This is a genomic window from Rhodoferax aquaticus (assembly GCF_006974105.1).
GTDB classification, from domain to species: domain Bacteria; phylum Pseudomonadota; class Gammaproteobacteria; order Burkholderiales; family Burkholderiaceae_C; genus Allorhodoferax; species Allorhodoferax aquaticus_A.
Genome location: NZ_CP036282.1, coordinates 2,192,500 through 2,210,524 on the forward strand (window position 1 = coordinate 2,192,500; position 18,025 = coordinate 2,210,524).

General features: G+C 55.5%; 17 protein-coding genes. 6 read left to right on the forward strand and 11 right to left on the reverse strand.

Annotated elements, in window-relative coordinates:
- Positions 1 to 354: 354 nt before the first annotated feature.
- The 6 genes from EXZ61_RS10110 to EXZ61_RS10135 form a co-directional block, all read right to left on the reverse strand.
- A complete protein-coding gene (locus EXZ61_RS10110; protein ID WP_142811450.1) occupies positions 355 to 1,278 on the reverse strand; it encodes a pseudouridine synthase in 924 nt (307 codons plus the stop codon).
- A 6-nt stretch (positions 1,279 to 1,284) separates the two neighbouring features.
- Positions 1,285 to 2,106 carry a tRNA (guanosine(46)-N7)-methyltransferase TrmB gene (gene trmB, locus EXZ61_RS10115; protein WP_142811451.1) on the reverse strand — a complete coding sequence of 274 codons (822 nt, stop codon included), beginning with the start codon at positions 2,104 to 2,106 and terminating at the stop codon, positions 1,285 to 1,287.
- A 57-nt stretch (positions 2,107 to 2,163) separates the two neighbouring features.
- Positions 2,164 to 2,490, reverse strand: coding sequence for a DMT family transporter (locus EXZ61_RS10120; protein ID WP_142811452.1), 327 nt, complete (start codon positions 2,488 to 2,490; stop codon positions 2,164 to 2,166).
- A gap of 146 nt (positions 2,491 to 2,636) precedes the next feature.
- Complete coding sequence (gene gluQRS, locus EXZ61_RS10125) at positions 2,637 to 3,623, reverse strand: tRNA glutamyl-Q(34) synthetase GluQRS (RefSeq protein ID WP_142811453.1); 987 nt, start codon at positions 3,621 to 3,623, stop codon at positions 2,637 to 2,639.
- Between the two features lie 32 nt (positions 3,624 to 3,655).
- On the reverse strand, positions 3,656 to 4,735 hold the full coding sequence (locus EXZ61_RS10130) for an NAD(P)/FAD-dependent oxidoreductase (RefSeq protein WP_142811454.1): 1,080 nt from the start codon (positions 4,733 to 4,735) through the stop codon (positions 3,656 to 3,658).
- A 36-nt stretch (positions 4,736 to 4,771) separates the two neighbouring features.
- A complete protein-coding gene (locus tag EXZ61_RS10135) occupies positions 4,772 to 5,710 on the reverse strand; it encodes a LysR family transcriptional regulator (protein WP_142811455.1) in 939 nt (312 codons plus the stop codon).
- 105 nt (positions 5,711 to 5,815) lie between these two features.
- Between EXZ61_RS10135 and EXZ61_RS10140 the strand changes: the two genes are divergently transcribed.
- The 5 genes from EXZ61_RS10140 (at position 5,816) to EXZ61_RS10160 (ending at position 9,024) form a co-directional block, all read left to right on the forward strand.
- Positions 5,816 to 6,517: a pirin family protein gene (locus EXZ61_RS10140; RefSeq protein ID WP_142811456.1), complete on the forward strand. Its 702-nt coding sequence runs from the start codon at positions 5,816 to 5,818 to the stop codon at positions 6,515 to 6,517.
- Between the two features lie 64 nt (positions 6,518 to 6,581).
- Positions 6,582 to 6,992 carry a DoxX family protein gene (locus EXZ61_RS10145; protein ID WP_142811457.1) on the forward strand — a complete coding sequence of 137 codons (411 nt, stop codon included), beginning with the start codon at positions 6,582 to 6,584 and terminating at the stop codon, positions 6,990 to 6,992.
- A 70-nt stretch (positions 6,993 to 7,062) separates the two neighbouring features.
- Entirely contained in the window at positions 7,063 to 7,617 is a 555-nt protein-coding gene (locus EXZ61_RS10150) for a flavodoxin family protein (RefSeq protein ID WP_142811458.1), read from the forward strand.
- Positions 7,618 to 7,744: 127 nt separating this feature from the next.
- Entirely contained in the window at positions 7,745 to 8,152 is a 408-nt protein-coding gene (locus EXZ61_RS10155; RefSeq protein ID WP_142811459.1) for an OsmC family protein, read from the forward strand.
- Complete coding sequence (locus tag EXZ61_RS10160; protein WP_142811461.1) at positions 8,149 to 9,024, forward strand: pirin family protein; 876 nt, start codon at positions 8,149 to 8,151, stop codon at positions 9,022 to 9,024. The genes EXZ61_RS10155 and EXZ61_RS10160 overlap by 4 nt, the downstream gene beginning before the upstream one ends.
- 42 nt (positions 9,025 to 9,066) lie before the next feature.
- Here the strand turns inward: EXZ61_RS10160 and EXZ61_RS10165 are convergent, their stop codons facing one another.
- Positions 9,067 to 9,810 (reverse strand): sulfurtransferase, encoded by a 744-nt coding sequence (locus EXZ61_RS10165; protein WP_142811463.1) that lies wholly within the window; start codon positions 9,808 to 9,810, stop codon positions 9,067 to 9,069.
- 37 nt (positions 9,811 to 9,847) lie between these two features.
- Positions 9,848 to 10,288, reverse strand: a complete 441-nt coding sequence (locus EXZ61_RS10170) for a hypothetical protein (protein WP_142811465.1) — start codon at positions 10,286 to 10,288, stop codon at positions 9,848 to 9,850.
- 135 nt (positions 10,289 to 10,423) lie between these two features.
- Between EXZ61_RS10170 and dnaE the strand changes: the two genes are divergently transcribed.
- Positions 10,424 to 14,023 (forward strand): DNA polymerase III subunit alpha, encoded by a 3,600-nt coding sequence (gene dnaE, locus EXZ61_RS10175; RefSeq protein ID WP_142811467.1) that lies wholly within the window; start codon positions 10,424 to 10,426, stop codon positions 14,021 to 14,023.
- A gap of 1 nt (position 14,024) precedes the next feature.
- On the opposite strand, the gene EXZ61_RS10180 is transcribed toward dnaE, so the two are convergent.
- The 3 genes from EXZ61_RS10180 to EXZ61_RS10190 are packed head-to-tail and all read right to left on the reverse strand — an operon-like array spanning position 14,025 to position 18,019.
- The gene (locus tag EXZ61_RS10180; RefSeq protein WP_142811470.1) at positions 14,025 to 15,092 is read right to left on the reverse strand and encodes a DMT family transporter; all 1,068 of its coding nucleotides are present in this window, start codon (positions 15,090 to 15,092) and stop codon (positions 14,025 to 14,027) included.
- Positions 14,983 to 15,897 (reverse strand): acyltransferase, encoded by a 915-nt coding sequence (locus EXZ61_RS10185; RefSeq protein WP_142811472.1) that lies wholly within the window; start codon positions 15,895 to 15,897, stop codon positions 14,983 to 14,985. Before EXZ61_RS10185 ends, EXZ61_RS10180 begins: the two co-directional genes overlap by 110 nt.
- Before the next feature lie 43 nt (positions 15,898 to 15,940).
- Positions 15,941 to 18,019, reverse strand: coding sequence for a sensor domain-containing diguanylate cyclase (locus EXZ61_RS10190; RefSeq protein ID WP_142811474.1), 2,079 nt, complete (start codon positions 18,017 to 18,019; stop codon positions 15,941 to 15,943).
- Positions 18,020 to 18,025: the final 6 nt, after the last annotated feature.

The window sequence follows — 18,025 nt, forward strand, 5'->3', positions numbered from 1 at the left end:
TTACTTGGAATGTCGATGCGTCCGAGCGCCTCAATGTGTGGATTGGGCTACAAGCTTGCATTTAATGCAAACGGTCGGAGTCGAAAAAGGGTCTTTCGAGCCCCGCAAGCACCCAAAATGGCGTGGATAAAGACGGTTTTTTGATGGATAGTGGCTGCCTTTCATCGCTAGGGAACGACGCAGTGGGCGACTAGTGCTCTCAGTTTTGTAGCTGAGGCCTTAGTCTTCATGCGTGCTAGCTGCTCACTGCTACTTGAAGACTTTATGTTGTTCTTGGAGGGCTTTAAAAAGTACGAGTGTGCTTTTCTTAAATGTTCTGAAAACTGCAATTCAGGCGGCTTTGGGGCTGATTCACTAGGGGTTTTCCAGCTCCGACAAGCTGCGCAGCCTACGTTTGCTTTCGAAAGAGTGGGCTTTCTGGGTGATGGGGTCGGTAAAGGACATGGAGAAGGCAAGCAACTGCAGTGGGTTGGCATAGTCCGTCTGGTCTTCTGCAGTCAGAGTAGGGTATATCCCATCGCCTACCAAGGGGAGCCCTAAAGCGGCCATATGGACCCGCAGTTGGTGCCGCTGGCCAGTCACCGGTGAGAGTTGATACCGCGCGTACCGAACTCCGATTTCAAGGGGGGAAACATGGGTGAGCGAATTAGCAACGCCCTCTACCTCGGTTTGTTGCATGAAGTGCGACGAGCACACAATGCGACTGCGGCGTTCCAAGGGCCACGGCAGCTCGGGGGCCCACGGTGCAATGGCGTGGTAGGTTTTGTGCACAGCCCTGTCGCGAAATAGGTTTTGGTAGGCGGATCGCGTAGCGGCTTGCTTGGCAAACAGAACCAAGCCTGCGGTATCGCGGTCAATGCGGTGAATGGGGGAGAGCATGCTCAAGCCCAGCCTGTTCTTAAGGCGCACCAGAACTGTTTCTTGCAAGTACTTGCCAGAAGGCATGACAGGCAAAAAGTGGGGTTTGTCGACGACGACCAAGTGCTCGTCTTCCCACAGCACGGCTTCCTCAAACGGGATTGCCGGTTCTGTTTCCACTGCACGGTAGTAGTAGACGCGCTGATGGGCTTGGTAGGGTGTGTTTTCACGCAGGGTGATGCCTTGGTCGTCGATCACATCGCCCTGGCCCAATCTGACTCGCCACGTCTCGGGCGGCACGCTGGAAAAGCGTTCCAGTAAATACTCAAACACAGTGGCCCATGGGCCAGCCGGAAGTACTACGCACCCGGCGCTCACCCCATGCCGAGGGGGCGGCGCATTGGGCCTGCTACGTGCCATGCGCCGTTAAATGCGCTCAAACACCAAGTCCCACACCCCGTGGCCCAGCTTGATGCCGCGGTTCTCAAACTTGGTGAGTGGGCGGTAATGGGGTTTGGGCGCGTAGCCCTGCAGTTGTGGGTGGCTCAGCAAGGCGCGATTTTTGAGTAAAGGCTCGGCCGTGAGCACCTCTAGGATTTGCTCGGCATAGGGTTGCCAGTCTGTGGCGCAATGGATGTAGGCACCCGGCTTCAAGCGTGCGGCAAGCTTTGCCACCAATGGCGACTGGATGAGGCGGCGCTTGTTATGCTTGGTTTTGTGCCAAGGGTCAGGAAAGAAGATGTGGACCCCGTCCAAGCTCTGCAATGGGAGCATGTGGTCAATGACTTCCACGGCATCGTGGGCGCAAATGCGTATGTTCGTAAGCTGGTTTTCGCCGATGCGCTTGAGCAAGGCGCCAACACCGGGCTCATGCACTTCGCAGCACAAAAAGTTGGTTTCAGGCAAGGTCGCCGCTATTTTTGCCGTTGCCTCTCCCATGCCAAATCCAATTTCAAGCACTATAGGACGGTAGTCCTCGTCTGCTGCGCCCGGGTAGATGGTTTGGAAGTCGCTGGAACTCTTTTGATAGGAGAGCAAAAACTGTGGACCCAAGTCCTCAAAAGCTTTGGCTTGTCCCGCGGTCGTTCTGCCTGCGCGCTTAACAAAGCTTTTAATCGTACGCATGAACGGCTTGGCCGGTGTCGCACCTTCCAGCAATGCTTCTGCGGTGGGTTCAGTTCCCAGAGCGGCGTTGGGGACGCTTGTTTCGACGGGCGTATGCTCGCTGGCGGCTTTTTCGGAATTCATGGTCGATTGCTTGGAAGTAGGGCCTGCATTGTAGGTAGTAAGCAAGGAACGCTTTGGCTAGTGAACCACCTTCGAAAAAAGGTTCAGCACCAGCACGCCGGTGATGATGAAGGCGATACCTATGACTGCTGCAGCGTCTAGTCGCTGTTGATAGAGCACCCAACCTGCTATTGAAACCAACACCACACCTACACCCGACCAAATGGCATAGGCCACGCCGATCGGGGTTTGCCGCAGTGTGAGTGACAAAAAGTAAAACGCGAGGCCATAGCCGACAACCACCATGGACGATGGCCATAGGCGTGTGAACCCCTCAGTCGCCTTCAGCGCAGAGGTGGCAATTACTTCAAAAACGATGGCCGCAGCCAAGTAAAACCAGTTCATAGGTGTAAGCCCATCGGGGCTAATAGAAGTTGCCGAAAGCCTCGCGTTTACCGAGGCGTGGCGGAAGTGCAAAGACAGTACGGGCCCGCTTGCGAGCGTGTTGCGGTAGCTCGCAGTGCGTATTGTAGTTTTGTTTAGGGAAAACCCTAGGCGCGTCGTGGTACTGCGTTAGCCTGAGCGCAATACTGTTGTTTCCAGGCTTCAGCCCAGACGTGCAGTGCCTGCCCGGTCTCCTTGGCGGTGCACTCAGGGAGCAGCAGCACCGCTGCGGCTGCATCAAGACATGTTCTCGCTTGCGAAGGCGTGCTGGTGTCTATGGCTAAAGCACCATTTTGCTTGGACAGCTTCTCTCCATTTCTGCCTAGCACTAAAGGGGCATGCAGGTAGCTAGGGGTAGGCAGCCGCAGTCGTTGCTGCAAGTAAATTTGCCTGGCAGTGTTATCTGCTAGGTCTTCACCCCGCACGATATGGCTAACGCCCTGGGCTGCATCGTCCACAACGACGGCTAGTTGGTAAGCAAACAATCCGTCCGCCCTTAAGAGGACAAAATCCCCGACTTGAGCTGGTAAGTCTTGGGTTTGTGGGCCCAGTCTGCGGTCATTCCAATGAATGGTGGTGGATGAATTTGCTACATTTATAGGAGCATTGTGCGCTGTATCTAAGGGCGCTACGGCTGATTTCTCAAGGGAAGGCTCAACATCAATGCGCCAGGCTCTTGCGGCGCGTCCGTGCAGACCCGCACGACAGGTTCCAGGGTACAGCAGCTCACCATGGCGGGACTTGGCTAGCCCGCGAGCTTGTTGCGCCATCTCAATGTCTTTGCGTGAGCACGCGCAGGGATACGCGTCTCCTTGCGACACAAGCTGTTGTAGCGCAGCCTGATACAGCGCGGTACGTTGGCTTTGGTGTACAGCGGGGGCATCAGCCCGCATGCCGCAGGCGGCCAGTTGTTCAAGAATGGTTTGGGCCGCTCCCGGTACGCAGCGTGGCGTGTCGACGTCTTCGATGCGAACTAACCAGCGGCCTTGGTGCGCCTTGGCGTCTAGGTAGCTGGCCAAGGCCGCGACCAATGAGCCCGCGTGAAGCAAACCGGTGGGAGAGGGCGCAAAGCGGCCCACATAGCCGCGGTGCATGTTCAATCCGACAGAAGCCTCTCCCCCCAGCGTCATGCGACCGATAGTGCCAACTCTAGTCCAGACACAAAAGCGTTTTCTACGCGGTGCCCTAGGCACCAGTCGCCACAAGCGCCGAGGCCACTGTCGCGGTCCCATAAGTGGGAGTGCCCCAATGTTTGGGTGGTTTTGGCATAGCGCCAGAGGTGAACATCAGCATGTGAGGGTTCAGCGCGAATGCCTGTCACTTCTGAGAATGCTTTGAGAAGCTTGTCTTTCACCCGGCGGGGGTCGTCATTCAAGTGCTCTTGCGACCACTGGGCGCTGGCTTGCACCGTCCAACGTTCAATCTTGCCACGGCCGGGTTTAGAGGACTCCCGCGACAACCATGCGATGCGGTGATGTGTGCTGCGCGCAGCGTTCCACTGGGGCCCCAAAGCACTCATGCCGGGTTGCATGGCTTGGGGAAAAGCCACCATGAGCGTCCAGCACGGCGCCATCTCTACCACGTCAATTTGCTGCGCCAGTTTGTCTGCTTCCTGTGAAGTGTGCAGCAACAGGCGGGCTTGCTCAGCAGGAATGGCCGTGAGCACGCAATTGAAGCCAGAGTACACATGTTGGCCGCCACCACCTGTTTCTGTGCGCAACTGCCAGTGGTGAGGTTTCAAGACGTCGCGGTCCAAGTGGGTGACCCGAGTGTGGAGCTCTAGCCGCTGCTGGGCTACTAAAGGCTGTATCCAGTTTTTGACCAAAGCGTTCATGCCCGGGGACGGGACCCAGTGGTATTCGCGAGTGCCTAAAGCTTGGGCAGCGACACGCCCTCGTTCATCCAAAACCTGGACAGAGTTTGCACTCCATGGCTTACACACGCCAGGGGCGATTCCGATCGCTTTGATAAACCGTGGATCTCGCTGTGTGAAGTATTGGGCGCCATGGTCAAACGTACCAAACGCACTGTCTCGTGTGGACATGCGGCCACCGACTCCAGCGCTTTTCTCGAAGATGGTGACTTGGTGGCCCGCTTGCATGAGCGTGCGTGCGCAGGCAATGCCTGCCATTCCCGCGCCAATGATGGCGATGTGTTTGGGCTTGGATTCCGACTTGACTTTTGACTTGGCTTTGGATTTGGTCATGAACGCGGTCTCCTATTGTTGGGGTACATCTGCACTTTACACGCCCCGGTGCTGTTGTAGCAAGGCCGCCCGCGTGGCAGGACTTGAGAGTTGCTCTAGCCACCATTGCAGAGCGCGGCCGTGGCCGGCCTTGTTGCTGCCTCTCCACGCATAGTTGATGCGCACGACACGCTGAGCGCGCTCCACTTCTTTCACCACCAAGCGACCGGTCTCGATGTAGGCGCGGGCCATGCACTCGGGTACGAATCCGCACCCTAGGCCACGCAACTGGGCATCGAGCTTGTCCTTCATGGTGGCTACGGTAAACACATCTTGGCCCCCCAGAATGCCAAAGGTCATGCCATTGCCGCGTTGCGTGGTGTCGGCCACCGCAACCGCGCGGTGTTGCTGAATGAGCTCGTCAGTTAGCACGCCCGTAAGGCTTGCAAGGGGATGGTGGGGAGCCACTGCGTACACAAAGTTCACGTCACCCAAAGGCTTGGAGAGGATGCCGTTTTGGTTGCTGGTGGCCACTACACCTAGGGCGAGGTCAGCTTGACCCGATGTCAGTGCCTCCAGGGTGCCAGACAGTGTTTCGTCGCGCAGCTTAATCCGGGTAAGTGGCGCCAATGCGAAGAAACCTTCACACAGTTCCATCACGATGGCCTTGGCAATGATGCTGTCTACTGCGATGGTGAGTTGAGACTCCCAGCCTGTGGCCACGCGTTTGACCCGGTTGGCTACCGCATCAATATCGGCCAGTAGCCGCGTACCCTCGCGCAGCAACTCGGCGCCTGCATCGGTGAGCAAGGCTTTGCGCGAGCTGCGGTCATACAAAAGCACGTCAAGTGCGTCTTCAATTTGGCGTACCCGGTAAGTCAATGCGCTGGGTACTACCCCTAGGGTACGCGCTGCGGCGGCAAAGCTACCTGCTTGCGCAATAGACTGCAGCATAGCCAATGCATCGGGGGTTAAAACATCTCTGGAGTTTTGCATTTGTACTTGCATTAATTTCAGTTTGTTTGAATGATGCCATCAAATTTTGTGCAGCACAGGCAGCGTGAGCAGCCATAAAGTACAGGCTTACAAAAGGAGCAAATCATGCTAACAGTTAGGAAATCTCAAGATCGTGGCTATGCGGACCATGGCTGGCTCAAGTCCTTTCATAGCTTTTCATTTGCAGGCTATTACGATCCATCGCACATGGGTTGGGGCAACTTGCGTGTGATCAACGAAGACCGCATTGCACCTGGCACAGGCTTTGGTACCCATGGTCATCGCGACATGGAAATCATCAGCTACGTCTTGGAGGGGGAGTTAGCGCACAAGGACACCATGGGCAATGTCAAAGGCATTCCCCCCGGCGATGTACAGCGTATGAGCGCAGGCCGCGGTGTGCAACACAGCGAGTTCAATCACGCGCCGCAAAGCACCACGCACTTTTTCCAAATTTGGATTGAGCCGAACGTGAAGGGAATTCCCCCAAGCTATGAGCAAAAGACTTTCAGTGCCCCAGAAAAACAAGGCAAGTTGCGGTTGGTGGCCTCCAACGACGGCGCAGAAGGTTCCGTAGTGATTCACGCCGACGCCAAGATGTTCAGCGGTTTGTTGGACGGTGAAGAGTCGGCTAGCTTGGCGTTAGATGCGCGCCGCAAGGCCTATGTGCATTTGGTGCGCGGTGCGCTTGAAGTCAATGGCGTGGCATTGTCAGGCGGTGACGCCGCGCTGTTAGATGGTGAGAGTCAGGTGACGTTGGCCAAGGCGCAAAACGCTGAAGTACTGGTGTTTGACTTAGCGGCTTAGTGCCCTCAGTCTTGTTTAGTGGTCGGTGGTTGTTTGTTTGTCATTGTTTGTTAAAGGAGTTTGTATGTTGTCTAAATTTGAATCCCAGTTTGCTCTAGCCGCTCGCGTGTTGTTGGCCTTGTTGTTCTTGCCCGCGGGCATTAGCAAGCTCACGGGTTTTGCAGGCACGGTGGGGTACATTGGTTCAGTGGGGTTGCCGTTTCCAGAGCTGGGCGCGGTGATTGCTATCGTTGTGGAAGTGGGTGGGGCGCTGGCCATCATCGCGGGCTTTAAGACCCGTTGGGTGGCGTTGGGCCTGGCCGTGTTTACGGTGATTACGGGCTTGTTTTTCCACAAGTTCTGGGCCGTGCCGGCGGACCAAGTAATGGTGCAACAGATTATGTTTTTCAAGAATGTAGCCATTGCAGGCGGATTCTTGATGCTGACAGCGTTTGGCCCCGGCGCGTGGAGTGTGGACGCTAAACGCGGCGAGTAATTGTTGGGATGGTTTGGGAGGGTGTGCATGGGGCACATCTTATTTTTGTAATAGCACAGGAGTTATTGAAATGGCAAAAGTAGCAGTTGTTTTTCATTCAGGTTATGGACACACCCAGCGCCTTGCGCAGTCAGTTGCGGACGGCGCCAACGCTGAGCTCATTGCCATCGACGCCGACGGCAACGTGCCAGAGGGCGCTTGGGACACCTTGGCCGCAGCCGATGCCATTATTTTTGGCTCGCCCACCTACATGGGTACAGTGAGTTGGCAGTTCAAAAAGTTTGCTGACGCCTCCAGCAAGCCTTGGTACACCCAAGCTTGGAAAGACAAAATTTTTGGTGGCTTCACCAACAGCGCCAATATCAATGGCGACAAGCATTCCACCTTGCACTATTTCATGACCTTGGCCATGCAACACGGTGGCCTGTGGGCTGGTACGGGCATTAGTTACAACAACACCAAGGCATCGCAACGCAGCGATGTGAACTACCTGGCCTCCAGTGCTGGCCCCATGGCCCAAGTGGCAGGAGACGCGGGTGCGGCTGAAATGAATCCTGGCGATTTGGAAACCGGTCGCTTGTTCGGCGCACGTATTCAAGAAGTCGCTAGCAAGTTCCGCGGCTAGGTCAGTCCCTAAGGCTTGTGCATCTAGGCTGATGCATAGGGCGTTGGGCAGAGTGATACAAGATTGAGAAGACGCTGCAGACCTCGGTACGATGCGCGCTTCTCTGTCTTGGTAGTACGAATAAAAAATGTCTATTTCAATACAACGTCAGCCCGGCACAGTCATGGCCCAGTCTTTACGGCTGCGCAGCCACACATTAGTTTCTGATGTGTCGGTGTCTGAAGGCGGTGAAGACTTAGGCCCTAGCCCCCACGATTTGTATGACGCGGCGCTGGGCGCGTGCAAGGCCTTGACCGTGATGTGGTACACCAAGAAAAAAGGTATGGCTGTGACTGATGTTCAGTCCGTGGTGGACAGTGACAAGAGCCAAGAGCGCACTGGGGTGTACCGCATACATGCCAACCTGATGATCAGCGGCGACATCTCCGACGCTGAGTTCGACCAGTTGGCAGCCGTTGCTGAAAAATGCCCCGTGCACAAGCTCATGACGGTGGTGCAAACGGAAATCACCACGCACGTGGAGCGCGCAGCATGAGCAGCATCCAAGTACTGAAGCCGCATGCCAAAGACTTGGGGGGAGGCTTTGTCGTGCGTAGGTTATTACCCTCAGGACAGCGCCAAGCAGTAGGGCCGTTTATCTTTTTTGACCATTTTGGCCCAGTAATTGTTCGGCCAAGCGACAACCACGATGTGCGTCCCCACCCGCATATTGGTTTGGCGACTTTGACGTATTTGTTTGAAGGCGTCATCCTGCACCGAGACAACTTAGGCTACGTTCAGCGGATTGAGCCCGGGGCGATCAATTGGATGACTGCGGGCCGTGGCATCGTGCACTCAGAGCGCAGGCCGCCCGAGGAAAAGGATGTCACATACACCAATCACGGACTGCAGCTCTGGCTGGCCTTGCCTGAGGATCAGCAAGAAGTACCCGCAATTTTTGCGCACACGCCTGCCAATGCCATTCCCGAGCTAAGCCAAGGAGCTGCGAAAGTGCGGGTTTTGGTAGGAGAAGCCTTTGGCGCGAAGTCGCCAGTAGCTACGCTGTCTCCGACCCTCTATTTAGACGTGGACTTACCCCCGAATAGCCAGTGGACCGTACCGATGTTGGCGCAAGAGCAGGCTATCTATGCGGTGCAGGGAGATTTGCTGCATGCAGGCGAGCCGTGGGAGGCGCACAGCATGGTGCTGCACACTGAAGCGCTCTCTGTGACTTCGGGCCCCAAAGGCACGCGCTTTGTGGTGCTGGGCGGTGCCCCCTTGGGGCGCAGATTCATTTGGTGGAACTTTGTGTCTACCAGCAAAGAGCGCATTGAACAGGCCGGCGCTGACTGGGAGGCAGGAACCGCGACCGCTGGAATGGCCCAAGTGCCAGGCGAGACAGAGCGCATTCCATTGCCTGCCCGTTAAGTGTTGCGCTGTTGCCGTGTCACCGCAGGTGCGGCGACAGGCTTACTTTGGAAGCGGCATAGTGGCCAGCGCACTGTCTACGGCGCGGCGCTCATCAAATACGAAGCAGCCACCGCTGTAGTGGGCGCCACCCACTTCTTCAAAGTATTTAAGGATGCCGCCTTCGAGCTGGTACACATGCTCAAGGCCTTCTTCGCGCATCAGGATGGCGGCTTTTTCGCAGCGAATGCCGCCGGTGCAAAAACTCACAACAGTTTTATCCTGCAAATCCGCCTTGTGGTCGCGTAAAGCCTTAGGGAACTCTGTAAATTTGGTGATCCGCCAGTCGATAGCCCCGTCAAAGGTGCCGGCATCCACTTCAAAGTCATTGCGAGTATCCAGGGTTACCACGCGGCGGCCAGCGTCATCCACCCCCGCATCGAGCCAGCGTTTGACCGTCGCGGCGGTAACCGCAGGGGCGCGTCCATCGGCGGGCTTGATCGTGGGATGGTCCATGCGGATGATTTCACGCTTCACCTTGACCAGCATTTTTTTGAAAGGCTGGTTGTCGGACCAGCTTTCTTTGGGGGCGATGTCCGAAAACCGAGCATCGGTGTGCAGCTGCGCGACAAAAGACCGCACGTCGTGGGCAAGGCCAGCCAAAAACAGGTTAATACCTTCTTCGGCCAGCAAAATGGTGCCTTTGAGCCGCAGGGCTACAGCACGCTCCAATAATGCGACTTTGAGCGCGGGTGCGTCGTGCAGTGGGACAAACTTGTAGGCGGAAATGTTGAGTATGGTGTTCACCGCCGCATTTTAATTGCCTACGGTGCGTTGGCTGTGCCTAAGTCTTGGCTTTGGCGACCTCCAATTGCAACTGCACCCAGCTGGTTGCCGCGGCTTGGGTAGAGAACACTGCGGAGGCAATGACCCCATCTAAAAGTTCTTCGAATTTCTCAGTCAGTAAAACTGCGCCCACAAGATTAGGATCTATCACGAACGCTACGGCAGCCAATTGCGAGCTCGCCGGACGCGCTGCATAGTCCGCGCGGCTGTGGGTAAAGAAGGCGTCGCTGTACGCCAGCGTGTCGTGCAAATGGTTGATGATTCCCCAAGGCCCCACGGCGTTTAGTTGTTTGGCAGTTGCTCGCATTTCCAGTGCGGTGTGCTCGCGCATCTCCAAGTTCCAATTTCCACGCATATGCACGGTAATGATCTGGTCCACCATTTCAACTACGGCGTGACCGTGGCGTCGCAACGGAGCGCTGGAAGGAAAGCTTGACATTCAGATTGCAGACTTTGGTGGGGCCAATACGTCAACGTATGGGCCAAAGCGTGCATTGTGGCGTAATTCGCTAGGAATGCATCAGGTCGTGGATCTAACCGTTGGGGTGAGGCCTTGGAAAACTACAATCTAAGCATGTTTGTACACCTGCGCCTCCACACCGAATTTTCCGTCGTCGACGGTACCACCCGTATTGACGAGGTGGTGAAAGCTTCCGCCAGCGATGGGCAACCTGCTTTGGCGATCACAGATCTCAGCAATCTGTTTGGGGCCATCAAGTTTTACAAAGAAGGACGTAAGCGAGGCGTTAAACCTATCGTAGGTGTTGAAGTATGGCTTGAAGGTTTGGGCAAAGACATCGCAAACCTCTCGCGCGTGGTGCTACTGGTGCAGAACAAGCAGGGTTATCTCAACCTGTCGGAGTTGCTAGCGCGTGCTTGGACACAGCATGGCGGTAAGGTGCAAGCCAGTGTCAAACTTGCATGGCTGCAAGAGCTCAACGATGGACTCATCTTGTTGGCTGGGGCGCAAGCGGGGCCCGTGGGGCAAGCCTTGGTTCAAGGCGACGACGCACGTGCCGTAGACGTCGCATTGCAACTGGCGGGCATTTTTCCGCACCGTTTTTACATCGAGTTGCAAAGGGCTGGGCGTGCCGACGATGAAGCCCATGTAGTGGCGGCGGTGCAATTGGCTTCCCGCCTGAACTTACCGGTGGTAGCAACCCATCCAGTGCAATTCACTGCGCCCGAAGATTTTGAAGCGCATGAGGCGCGGATTTGCATTGCGGAGGGGGAGATTCTTAGCAACCCCCGCCGGGTGCGCAAGTTCACCCGCGAGCAGTATTTCAAGTCCAGCGCGCAAATGGAGGCTTTGTTTGCCGACATCCCAAGCGCCGTGGCCAATACCCTAGAGATTGCCAAACGCTGCAGTTTGACCCTGGTGCTGGGCAAGCCGCAGTTGCCAGAGTTCCCGACACCCTTGGTGAATGGTCAGCGCATGACGCCTGAGGAGTACTTCCGGTACGCCTCGCACGAAGGCTTGAAAGAGCGCATGGCGCACTTGTATCCCGATCCCGTTGAGCGTGAGGCCAAGATGCCACGCTACTTGGAGCGGCTTGAGTTTGAACTGGTCACGATTTTGAAGATGGGATTTCCCGGCTACTTCTTGATCGTGGGTGACTTTATCAACTGGGCGAAAAACAATGGCTGTCCGGTGGGGCCAGGACGTGGCTCTGGAGCGGGCTCCTTGGTTGCCTATGTGATGAAGATCACGGATTTGGACCCGCTGCGCTACAACTTGCTGTTTGAGCGCTTTTTGAATCCTGAGCGGGTTTCCATGCCCGACTTTGACATCGACTTTTGCCAAACCAATCGCAACTTGGTCATTGACTACGTCAAGGACAAGTACGGCAAAGACGCGGTGAGCCAGATTGCCACCTTCGGTACCATGGCTGCGCGCGGTGTGGTCCGTGACGTGGGACGTGTGCTGGACATGAGCTACACGTTTTGTGACGGCATCAGCAAGCTGATTCCCAACAAGCCCGGCCAAGCCGTGACCTTGCAGTTGCCGCCACCGGACAAGAAAAAAGACGACAAAATGGTGTACGCCAGTGAGGCGGAGCCCGTGTTGGCGGAGCGCGAAGCCAAGGAAGAAGACGTCAAGCTGCTTCTGGAGATGGCGCGCAAGCTGGAAGGTATGACCCGCAATATCGGTATGCATGCGGGGGGCGTTTTGATCGCACCCGGCAAGCTTACTGATTTTTGCCCCTTGTACCAGCAGCCCGGCAGTGACTCAGCCGTCAGTCAGTACGACAAGAATGACGTGGAAGCGGTTGGCTTGGTCAAGTTCGACTTCTTGGGCTTGGCCACGCTCACCATTCTTGAGATTGCCCGCGAATTCATCATGAAGCGGCACAAAGGGCAAGAGAACTTTGCTTTTGAGAATCTGCCTTTGGATGACGCCAAGGTATACCGTTTGTTCTCCGAAGGTAAAACGGAGGCAGTGTTCCAGTTTGAAAGTCGCGGCATGCAAGGCATGTTGAAAGATGCCAAGCCCACGCGCTTGGAAGACTTGATCGCCTTGAACGCCTTGTACCGCCCAGGCCCTATGGATCTGATTCCCAGCTTTGTTGCGCGTAAGCACGGGCGCGAAGTGGTGGAGTATCCGCACCCCATGGTGGCCGAGATGCTCTCAGAGACCTACGGAATCATGGTGTACCAAGAGCAGGTGATGCAGACGGCCCAGATCTTGGGCGGCTACTCACTGGGCGGTGCGGACATGTTGCGTCGCGCCATGGGTAAAAAGGACGCGGACGAGATGGCCAAGCACCGCCAAATTTTCCGCGATGGCGCCGCCAAGAACGATATCAATGAGGCCAAAGCCGACGAGATATTCGACTTGATGGAAAAGTTTGCAGGCTATGGCTTCAACAAGTCCCATGCAGCCGCTTACTCCCTGTTGGCGTACCACACTGGCTGGCTCAAGGTGCATTACACCGCTGAGTTCTTCTGCGCCAATATGACGGTCGAAATGGATGACACGGACAAGCTCAAAGTCTTGTTTGAAGATGCTGTGAAGATGGGCCTGACGTTTGAGCCGCCCAATATCAACCGAGGTGTGCACCGGTTCGAGCCCATTTCAGACAAGATGATTCGCTACGGTCTGGGTGCTATCAAAGGTACGGGTCAGCAAGCCATTGAGGCAATAGTTGCGGCGCGCGAAGGCCGAGGCGTCGGGCCATCGGCCGGTGTAGTGGGGCCGTTCACCAGCTTGTTTGATTTCTGCGTGCGTGTGGACCGCAGCCGCATCAACAAACGCACGGTCGAAGCGTTGATCAAGGGCGGCGCCTTTGATACGGTGCAGCTCAACCGCGCTGCGCTGATTGCCAGTTTAGACAAAGCCTTTGAATTCGGTGCTGCTACGGTGGCTAACGCCAATCAAGTAGGCCTGTTTGACATGGGTGATGACGCGCATGGATCTAGCACGCAAGAACCTGCGTTGGCTGATGTCTTGCCATGGGGTATCAAAGAACGCCTAGTGTTTGAGAAGACCGCAGTGGGTTTCTACCTTTCCGGGCACTTGTTTGATGAGGTGACGCTTGAGGTTCGCAAGTTTGCGAAACGGCAAATTGACAGTTTGATTGACACCCGTGAACCTCAATTGTTGGCTGGGATCGTGACAGATTTTCGTGTGATCAATGGCCAGCGGGGCAAGTTAGCATTGTTTAAGCTGGACGACAAGTCAGCAGTGATTGAGGCTCGGGCGGATGAGGCGCTGATTAACGCGCACAAGCATCTGCTCAAGGACGACGAGTTAATCGTGGTGATGGGTAAGCAGCAGTTGGATCGATTCTCCGGAGGGATGCAACTCACGGTGACCCAGATTTGGGACTTGGAGCAGGCGCGTTGCCGTTTTGGCAAATACCTGAAGGTGACGGTGGACTCAGCGGCTGGTTCCAAGCTTCCGGACGTAGCACGTTTGCTGCGAGAATTTCCCGCCGTGCGCGAGATGTCGGAGCAAGGTGAGTTAGTGCGGGGGCTCGGTGTCCGCATGTGTGTTCAGCACCGGTTAGGCTCCCATTCTGGAGGATCAAGTCCCCATGGCGATACAGTGTGTGCTGGTGCCTTGGCTGAGTTGCAACTGGGTGAGTCGGCCTTGTTTTACCCTAGCGATGCAGCCTTGGCGGAATGGCGCGCTCAGTCAGAGGCTGGGAATGCGGCGATTGCCTACGAATAGGCTAACCCCTAGGGCGTGTGCGCTGGGCTTTGTCTTGGGTGACAGCCCAAATGCCTAGGCAAACCAAAACCAAAGCAAGCAAGTTCTTCCAAGCCAGCAGGCTTTCTTGCAGAAACAGCGCAGACAGACTTGCGCCAAAAATAGGAATCAGGAAATTGAACACGGTGACAGTGCTGACACGGTTGTACTTCAGCAGCATGCTCCAAACCGAAAAGGCCGCAGCAGACAGTGCTGCCAAATAAGCCAAGAGCGCCCCTGATTCGAAGGTGATCTGATCCAACGCACCGCCACCGCCTAGTCCTAAGCCCATGAGGATTAGGCCACCCATACATAGTTGATATCCAGTCATGACTACCGAGTCCATGGTTTGGGACACGCGCTTCCCGTAGATGGACGCGCATGACAGCACGAAGGCTGCCATCACGATGCACCCTTCGCCTAGAAGCGTGAAGTCAAAGCCCCATCCCGCAAGGCCACCCCCTCCGAGGTTGACGACCATCACCCCCACAAATCCAAGACTGCAGCCCAGTGTTTTGCGCAGCGTTAGCCGATCATTGTGAAAAATCCAATGGGCCAGGAGTACGCTAAAGAAAGTACCCACTGCATTGAGAATGGCACTCTTGACCCCTGAGGCATGGGCCAGTCCGGTGTAAAAGAAAACGTATTGCAACGTGGTTTGCGTGAATCCCAGTAACCATAATCTGCGCCAAGATCCAGGCGGTATGCGCACCAAGGGCTTCCCGCTGACAAAAGCGATGCCTAAAAGGATCAGCCCCGCAAACAGAAACCGGTAGCCTGCGAATAGCAGTTGAGAGGCTAGGTCATTTTTTGCAATGGCAAATAGTGTGTAGCCCAGCTTAACCGCTGGAAAGGCGCTACCCCAGAGCAAGCAGCAAAGGGTCGCTAGGGCGAAGACGTTGCGCTGACGCGTGAAGAACTGTGCTGCTTCCAAAGCGTGGTTACTGCTTGGTGCTTGGGGGTAAGGCACTGAGTATTTGGCTAATCTGGGTATCTTTCTCTCGCCAAAGCTGTTGCACCCACTGAGAAAAAGCCTCGCGGTATGCAGCATCTTTGCCGTAGTCACCGACCATCAAGTCTTGAGGGACAGGTAGTCTGCGCACGCGCACCACAACCCGATGCATACGGCCTGCCAAAAAACTGCTAAAGGTTGGCGCGCCATCGGGGTACACAATAGTGACATCCAAAACGGCTTGGAACCGCTCACCCATGGCGTTCAGTGCCAAGGCAACGCCGCCCGCCTTGGGCTTCAAAAGGTGGCGATACGGTGATTGCTGCTTGGCGTGCTTAGCAGGGGTAAAGCGCGTACCTTCCATGAAGCTCATGACACTAGTTGGAATTAGGGCGAACTTTTCACAGGCTTTGCGGGTGGTTTCTTGGTCTTTGCCCCGCAGCTCAGGGTGCTTTCTCAAGAACTCTTCGCTGTGCCTGCGCATAAACGGGAAGTCCAACGCCCACCACGCCAAGCCCATGACAGGAACCCAGATCAGTTCTTGCTTGATGAAGAATTTAAGCAAGGGAATTCGCCGATTCAATAGATGTTGCAGTACCAAGATGTCTACCCACGATTGGTGGTTGCTGTTGACCATGTACCAGCTGTGCGCATCCAAGTTGTCGATGCCTTGAACATCCCAATGTGTGCGTTGTGTGAGAGCCATCCACGCGCTATTGCCGCTTATCCATGATTCGGCAATAAAGAGAAGGATGGGGTCAATGACTAGCCGTATGCGCTTGAACGGCAATACAAACTTAATGAGCGCGAACGCCAACAAAATCGGCACCCAAAAGAGCGCATTGCACACCATGAGGGTGCTGGCGATGATCCAAATCACAAGGGCGGGCAAGAAATTCAGCATGGTCCAGGCTAGCGTTGTTGGGATTGTGCGTTGATGTAGCTTCTTACGCAGGTTTGCTATGGGTGATCGGCATATCGGGATCATAAAAACACAGGGTGTTTCGTCCTAGGGCTTTTGCGTGGTACATCGCAATGTCAGCTTGCTTAAGTATTTCGTTGGGGGGCGCCACCTCGCCACTGAAGAGCGCGATACCAATGCTCGGTGTAGTGGTGTGCTGTCTACCGTTGAGCCAGTAGGGTTCATTCATACTCGCTAGGATCTTGTGGCCTACGGTTGACGCGTGCATGCGCGCGTCAATTTCATCGGCACTCAAAGCTTGGACCAGCACGACAAACTCATCCCCACCGAGCCGTGCCACGGTGTCTACCGCCCTGATGTTTTGCAGCAGGCGGCGCGAGACTTCTTGCAGCATGAGGTCGCCGATGTCATGGCCGTGGGTGTCGTTGAGCTGTTTGAACTTGTCCAAATCCAAAAACATAAGAGCGCCATGTTGCTGCTGTCGATGGCTGGCAATCAAAGCGCTGTGCAAGCGGTCGTTGAAAAGGCGTCTGTTGGGCAGCCCTGTCAAACTGTCATGAAACGCCAGATGCTGAATCGCTTCTTCGGTAATCTTGCGCTCGGTAATATCTCTGGCTATCGCAATGAAGCGTTCTTCCTCACCTGGTTCGGTGGGTTTTCGCACAACCGTCAACTCAAACCATTGTTTGCCCGGTGCTAGGTCTAGTCGGTATTGATGCCCGGTAGATCGACCTTTGGCCTGCGCTTCATTCAGCGCCGACAAAAATGCCTCTGCTGCGTCTTTAGGCAATACTTCGGTGACGACTTTGTTCAGTATGAACTTCGATGCATAGAGGGTGTCTTCTTCTTCCCGACTATGCACCGCGCGGTAGCGTCCATCGGCGCTGAGTTCAAACAGTTGATCGGGCAGGGCATTGAGGGTGGCCTGAAGCTCGGACTGTGTAGCACGCAGCTCGGCCTCAGCCTGCTTTCGCCCCGAAATATCCATGAGAGTGCCAACCATTCGCTGTGGATTGCCTTCACGGTCAAACTGCACCACTTTGCCGCGACTACTAAGCCAAATCCAATGGCCATCGGTATGGCGAGCGCGATAGTCCACCTCATAGGCATCCGCGTGGCCAGACAAGTGTGCCCTCATGGCCTGCAAAGTTGCAGTTAAGTCATCGGGGTGGATGAGATGTCCCCATGCCCGGCCTTTCTCGCTCTCACGAGGGTCACGCCCCAGCATCTTGCAGGCCCGCTCGTCCAGAAAGTAGCCTTTCTCATGGGTTAGGTCATGGTTCCAGCGGCCTAGGTCGGCTCCCATAATGGCGAGTTCGAGTTGCTCAGTTGTGTCGCGTAAAAGGGCTTCAGCATCCTTGCGTTGTTGAATGCTGCGCGCCATGCCGAGCACCCCAATGATGTTGCCAAGCCCATCGCGCATGGGGGTTTTGACCACTTCATGCAGTTCGCCTTTGGGGTTGATGGTGGACTCGTAGCCTTCCTCAAATGTCACCGATGTGCCAGTGCGCATGACGAGTTGGTCTGTCGTGAGGAATTGCTGCGCAATTTCTTCTCCGACCCAATCGGCATCGCGTGTGCCAATGAGGGCCGCTGGTTGGATCTTCAGACGTTCGGCAAACGCCTCGTTGCAAGTCACATAGACACCTGAGGTGTCTTTTAGCCATACATGGTCAGGGATGGTCTGAAGCACGTTGTACAGCAGCGACTCCCTTTGGTCTAGGCGAAACTGAGCAGCACGCTCGCTGGTGATATCTTCTATGGTGCCTTCGTAGTAAAGGAGGTTCCCATCTTCATCCCGCACCGTGTGGGCATGCTCCCGTGCCCACCAGTGCTCGCCGCTCTTATAGCGCACCATTTCAGATTCGAAATTGGTAATGCTGCCGCGGCTGTACAACAGTTCCAAGAATTCCTGGCGCCGTGCAGGTATGGCATAGGGGTTAGGAACAACCTCGCCCACGTCTCTACGCATCTCGTTTTCGGATGCATAGCCGTTGAGCCTAAGCAGGGCGGCATTCACATGCCAGATACTTCCATTAGGGGCAATGCGATAGGCACCTATAGGTAGGTGCTCAAACAGTGTCGAAAGGTCAACGGACGACACAGCTAT

Bases quoted from the DNA above. Each gene is read 5' to 3' on its own strand.
- EXZ61_RS10110 (WP_142811450.1), bottom strand. From the start codon at position 1,278: ATGGCACGTAGCAGGCCCAATGCGCCGCCCCCTCGGCATGGGGTGAGC.
- EXZ61_RS10130 (WP_142811454.1), bottom strand. From the start codon at position 4,735: ATGACCAAATCCAAAGCCAAGTCAAAAGTCAAGTCGGAATCCAAGCCC.
- EXZ61_RS10185 (WP_142811472.1), bottom strand. From the start codon at position 15,897: ATGCTGAATTTCTTGCCCGCCCTTGTGATTTGGATCATCGCCAGCACC.
- EXZ61_RS10135 (WP_142811455.1), bottom strand. From the start codon at position 5,710: ATGCAAAACTCCAGAGATGTTTTAACCCCCGATGCATTGGCTATGCTG.
- EXZ61_RS10155 (WP_142811459.1), top strand. From the start codon at position 7,745: ATGTCTATTTCAATACAACGTCAGCCCGGCACAGTCATGGCCCAGTCT.
- EXZ61_RS10140 (WP_142811456.1), top strand. From the start codon at position 5,816: ATGCTAACAGTTAGGAAATCTCAAGATCGTGGCTATGCGGACCATGGC.
- trmB (WP_142811451.1), bottom strand. From the start codon at position 2,106: ATGAATTCCGAAAAAGCCGCCAGCGAGCATACGCCCGTCGAAACAAGC.
- dnaE (WP_142811467.1), top strand. From the start codon at position 10,424: ATGTTTGTACACCTGCGCCTCCACACCGAATTTTCCGTCGTCGACGGT.
- EXZ61_RS10160 (WP_142811461.1), top strand. From the start codon at position 8,149: ATGAGCAGCATCCAAGTACTGAAGCCGCATGCCAAAGACTTGGGGGGA.
- EXZ61_RS10120 (WP_142811452.1), bottom strand. From the start codon at position 2,490: ATGAACTGGTTTTACTTGGCTGCGGCCATCGTTTTTGAAGTAATTGCC.
- EXZ61_RS10145 (WP_142811457.1), top strand. From the start codon at position 6,582: ATGTTGTCTAAATTTGAATCCCAGTTTGCTCTAGCCGCTCGCGTGTTG.
- gluQRS (WP_142811453.1), bottom strand. From the start codon at position 3,623: ATGCACCGCGGCTATGTGGGCCGCTTTGCGCCCTCTCCCACCGGTTTG.
- EXZ61_RS10180 (WP_142811470.1), bottom strand. From the start codon at position 15,092: ATGCTGCATACCGCGAGGCTTTTTCTCAGTGGGTGCAACAGCTTTGGC.
- EXZ61_RS10150 (WP_142811458.1), top strand. From the start codon at position 7,063: ATGGCAAAAGTAGCAGTTGTTTTTCATTCAGGTTATGGACACACCCAG.
- EXZ61_RS10170 (WP_142811465.1), bottom strand. From the start codon at position 10,288: ATGTCAAGCTTTCCTTCCAGCGCTCCGTTGCGACGCCACGGTCACGCC.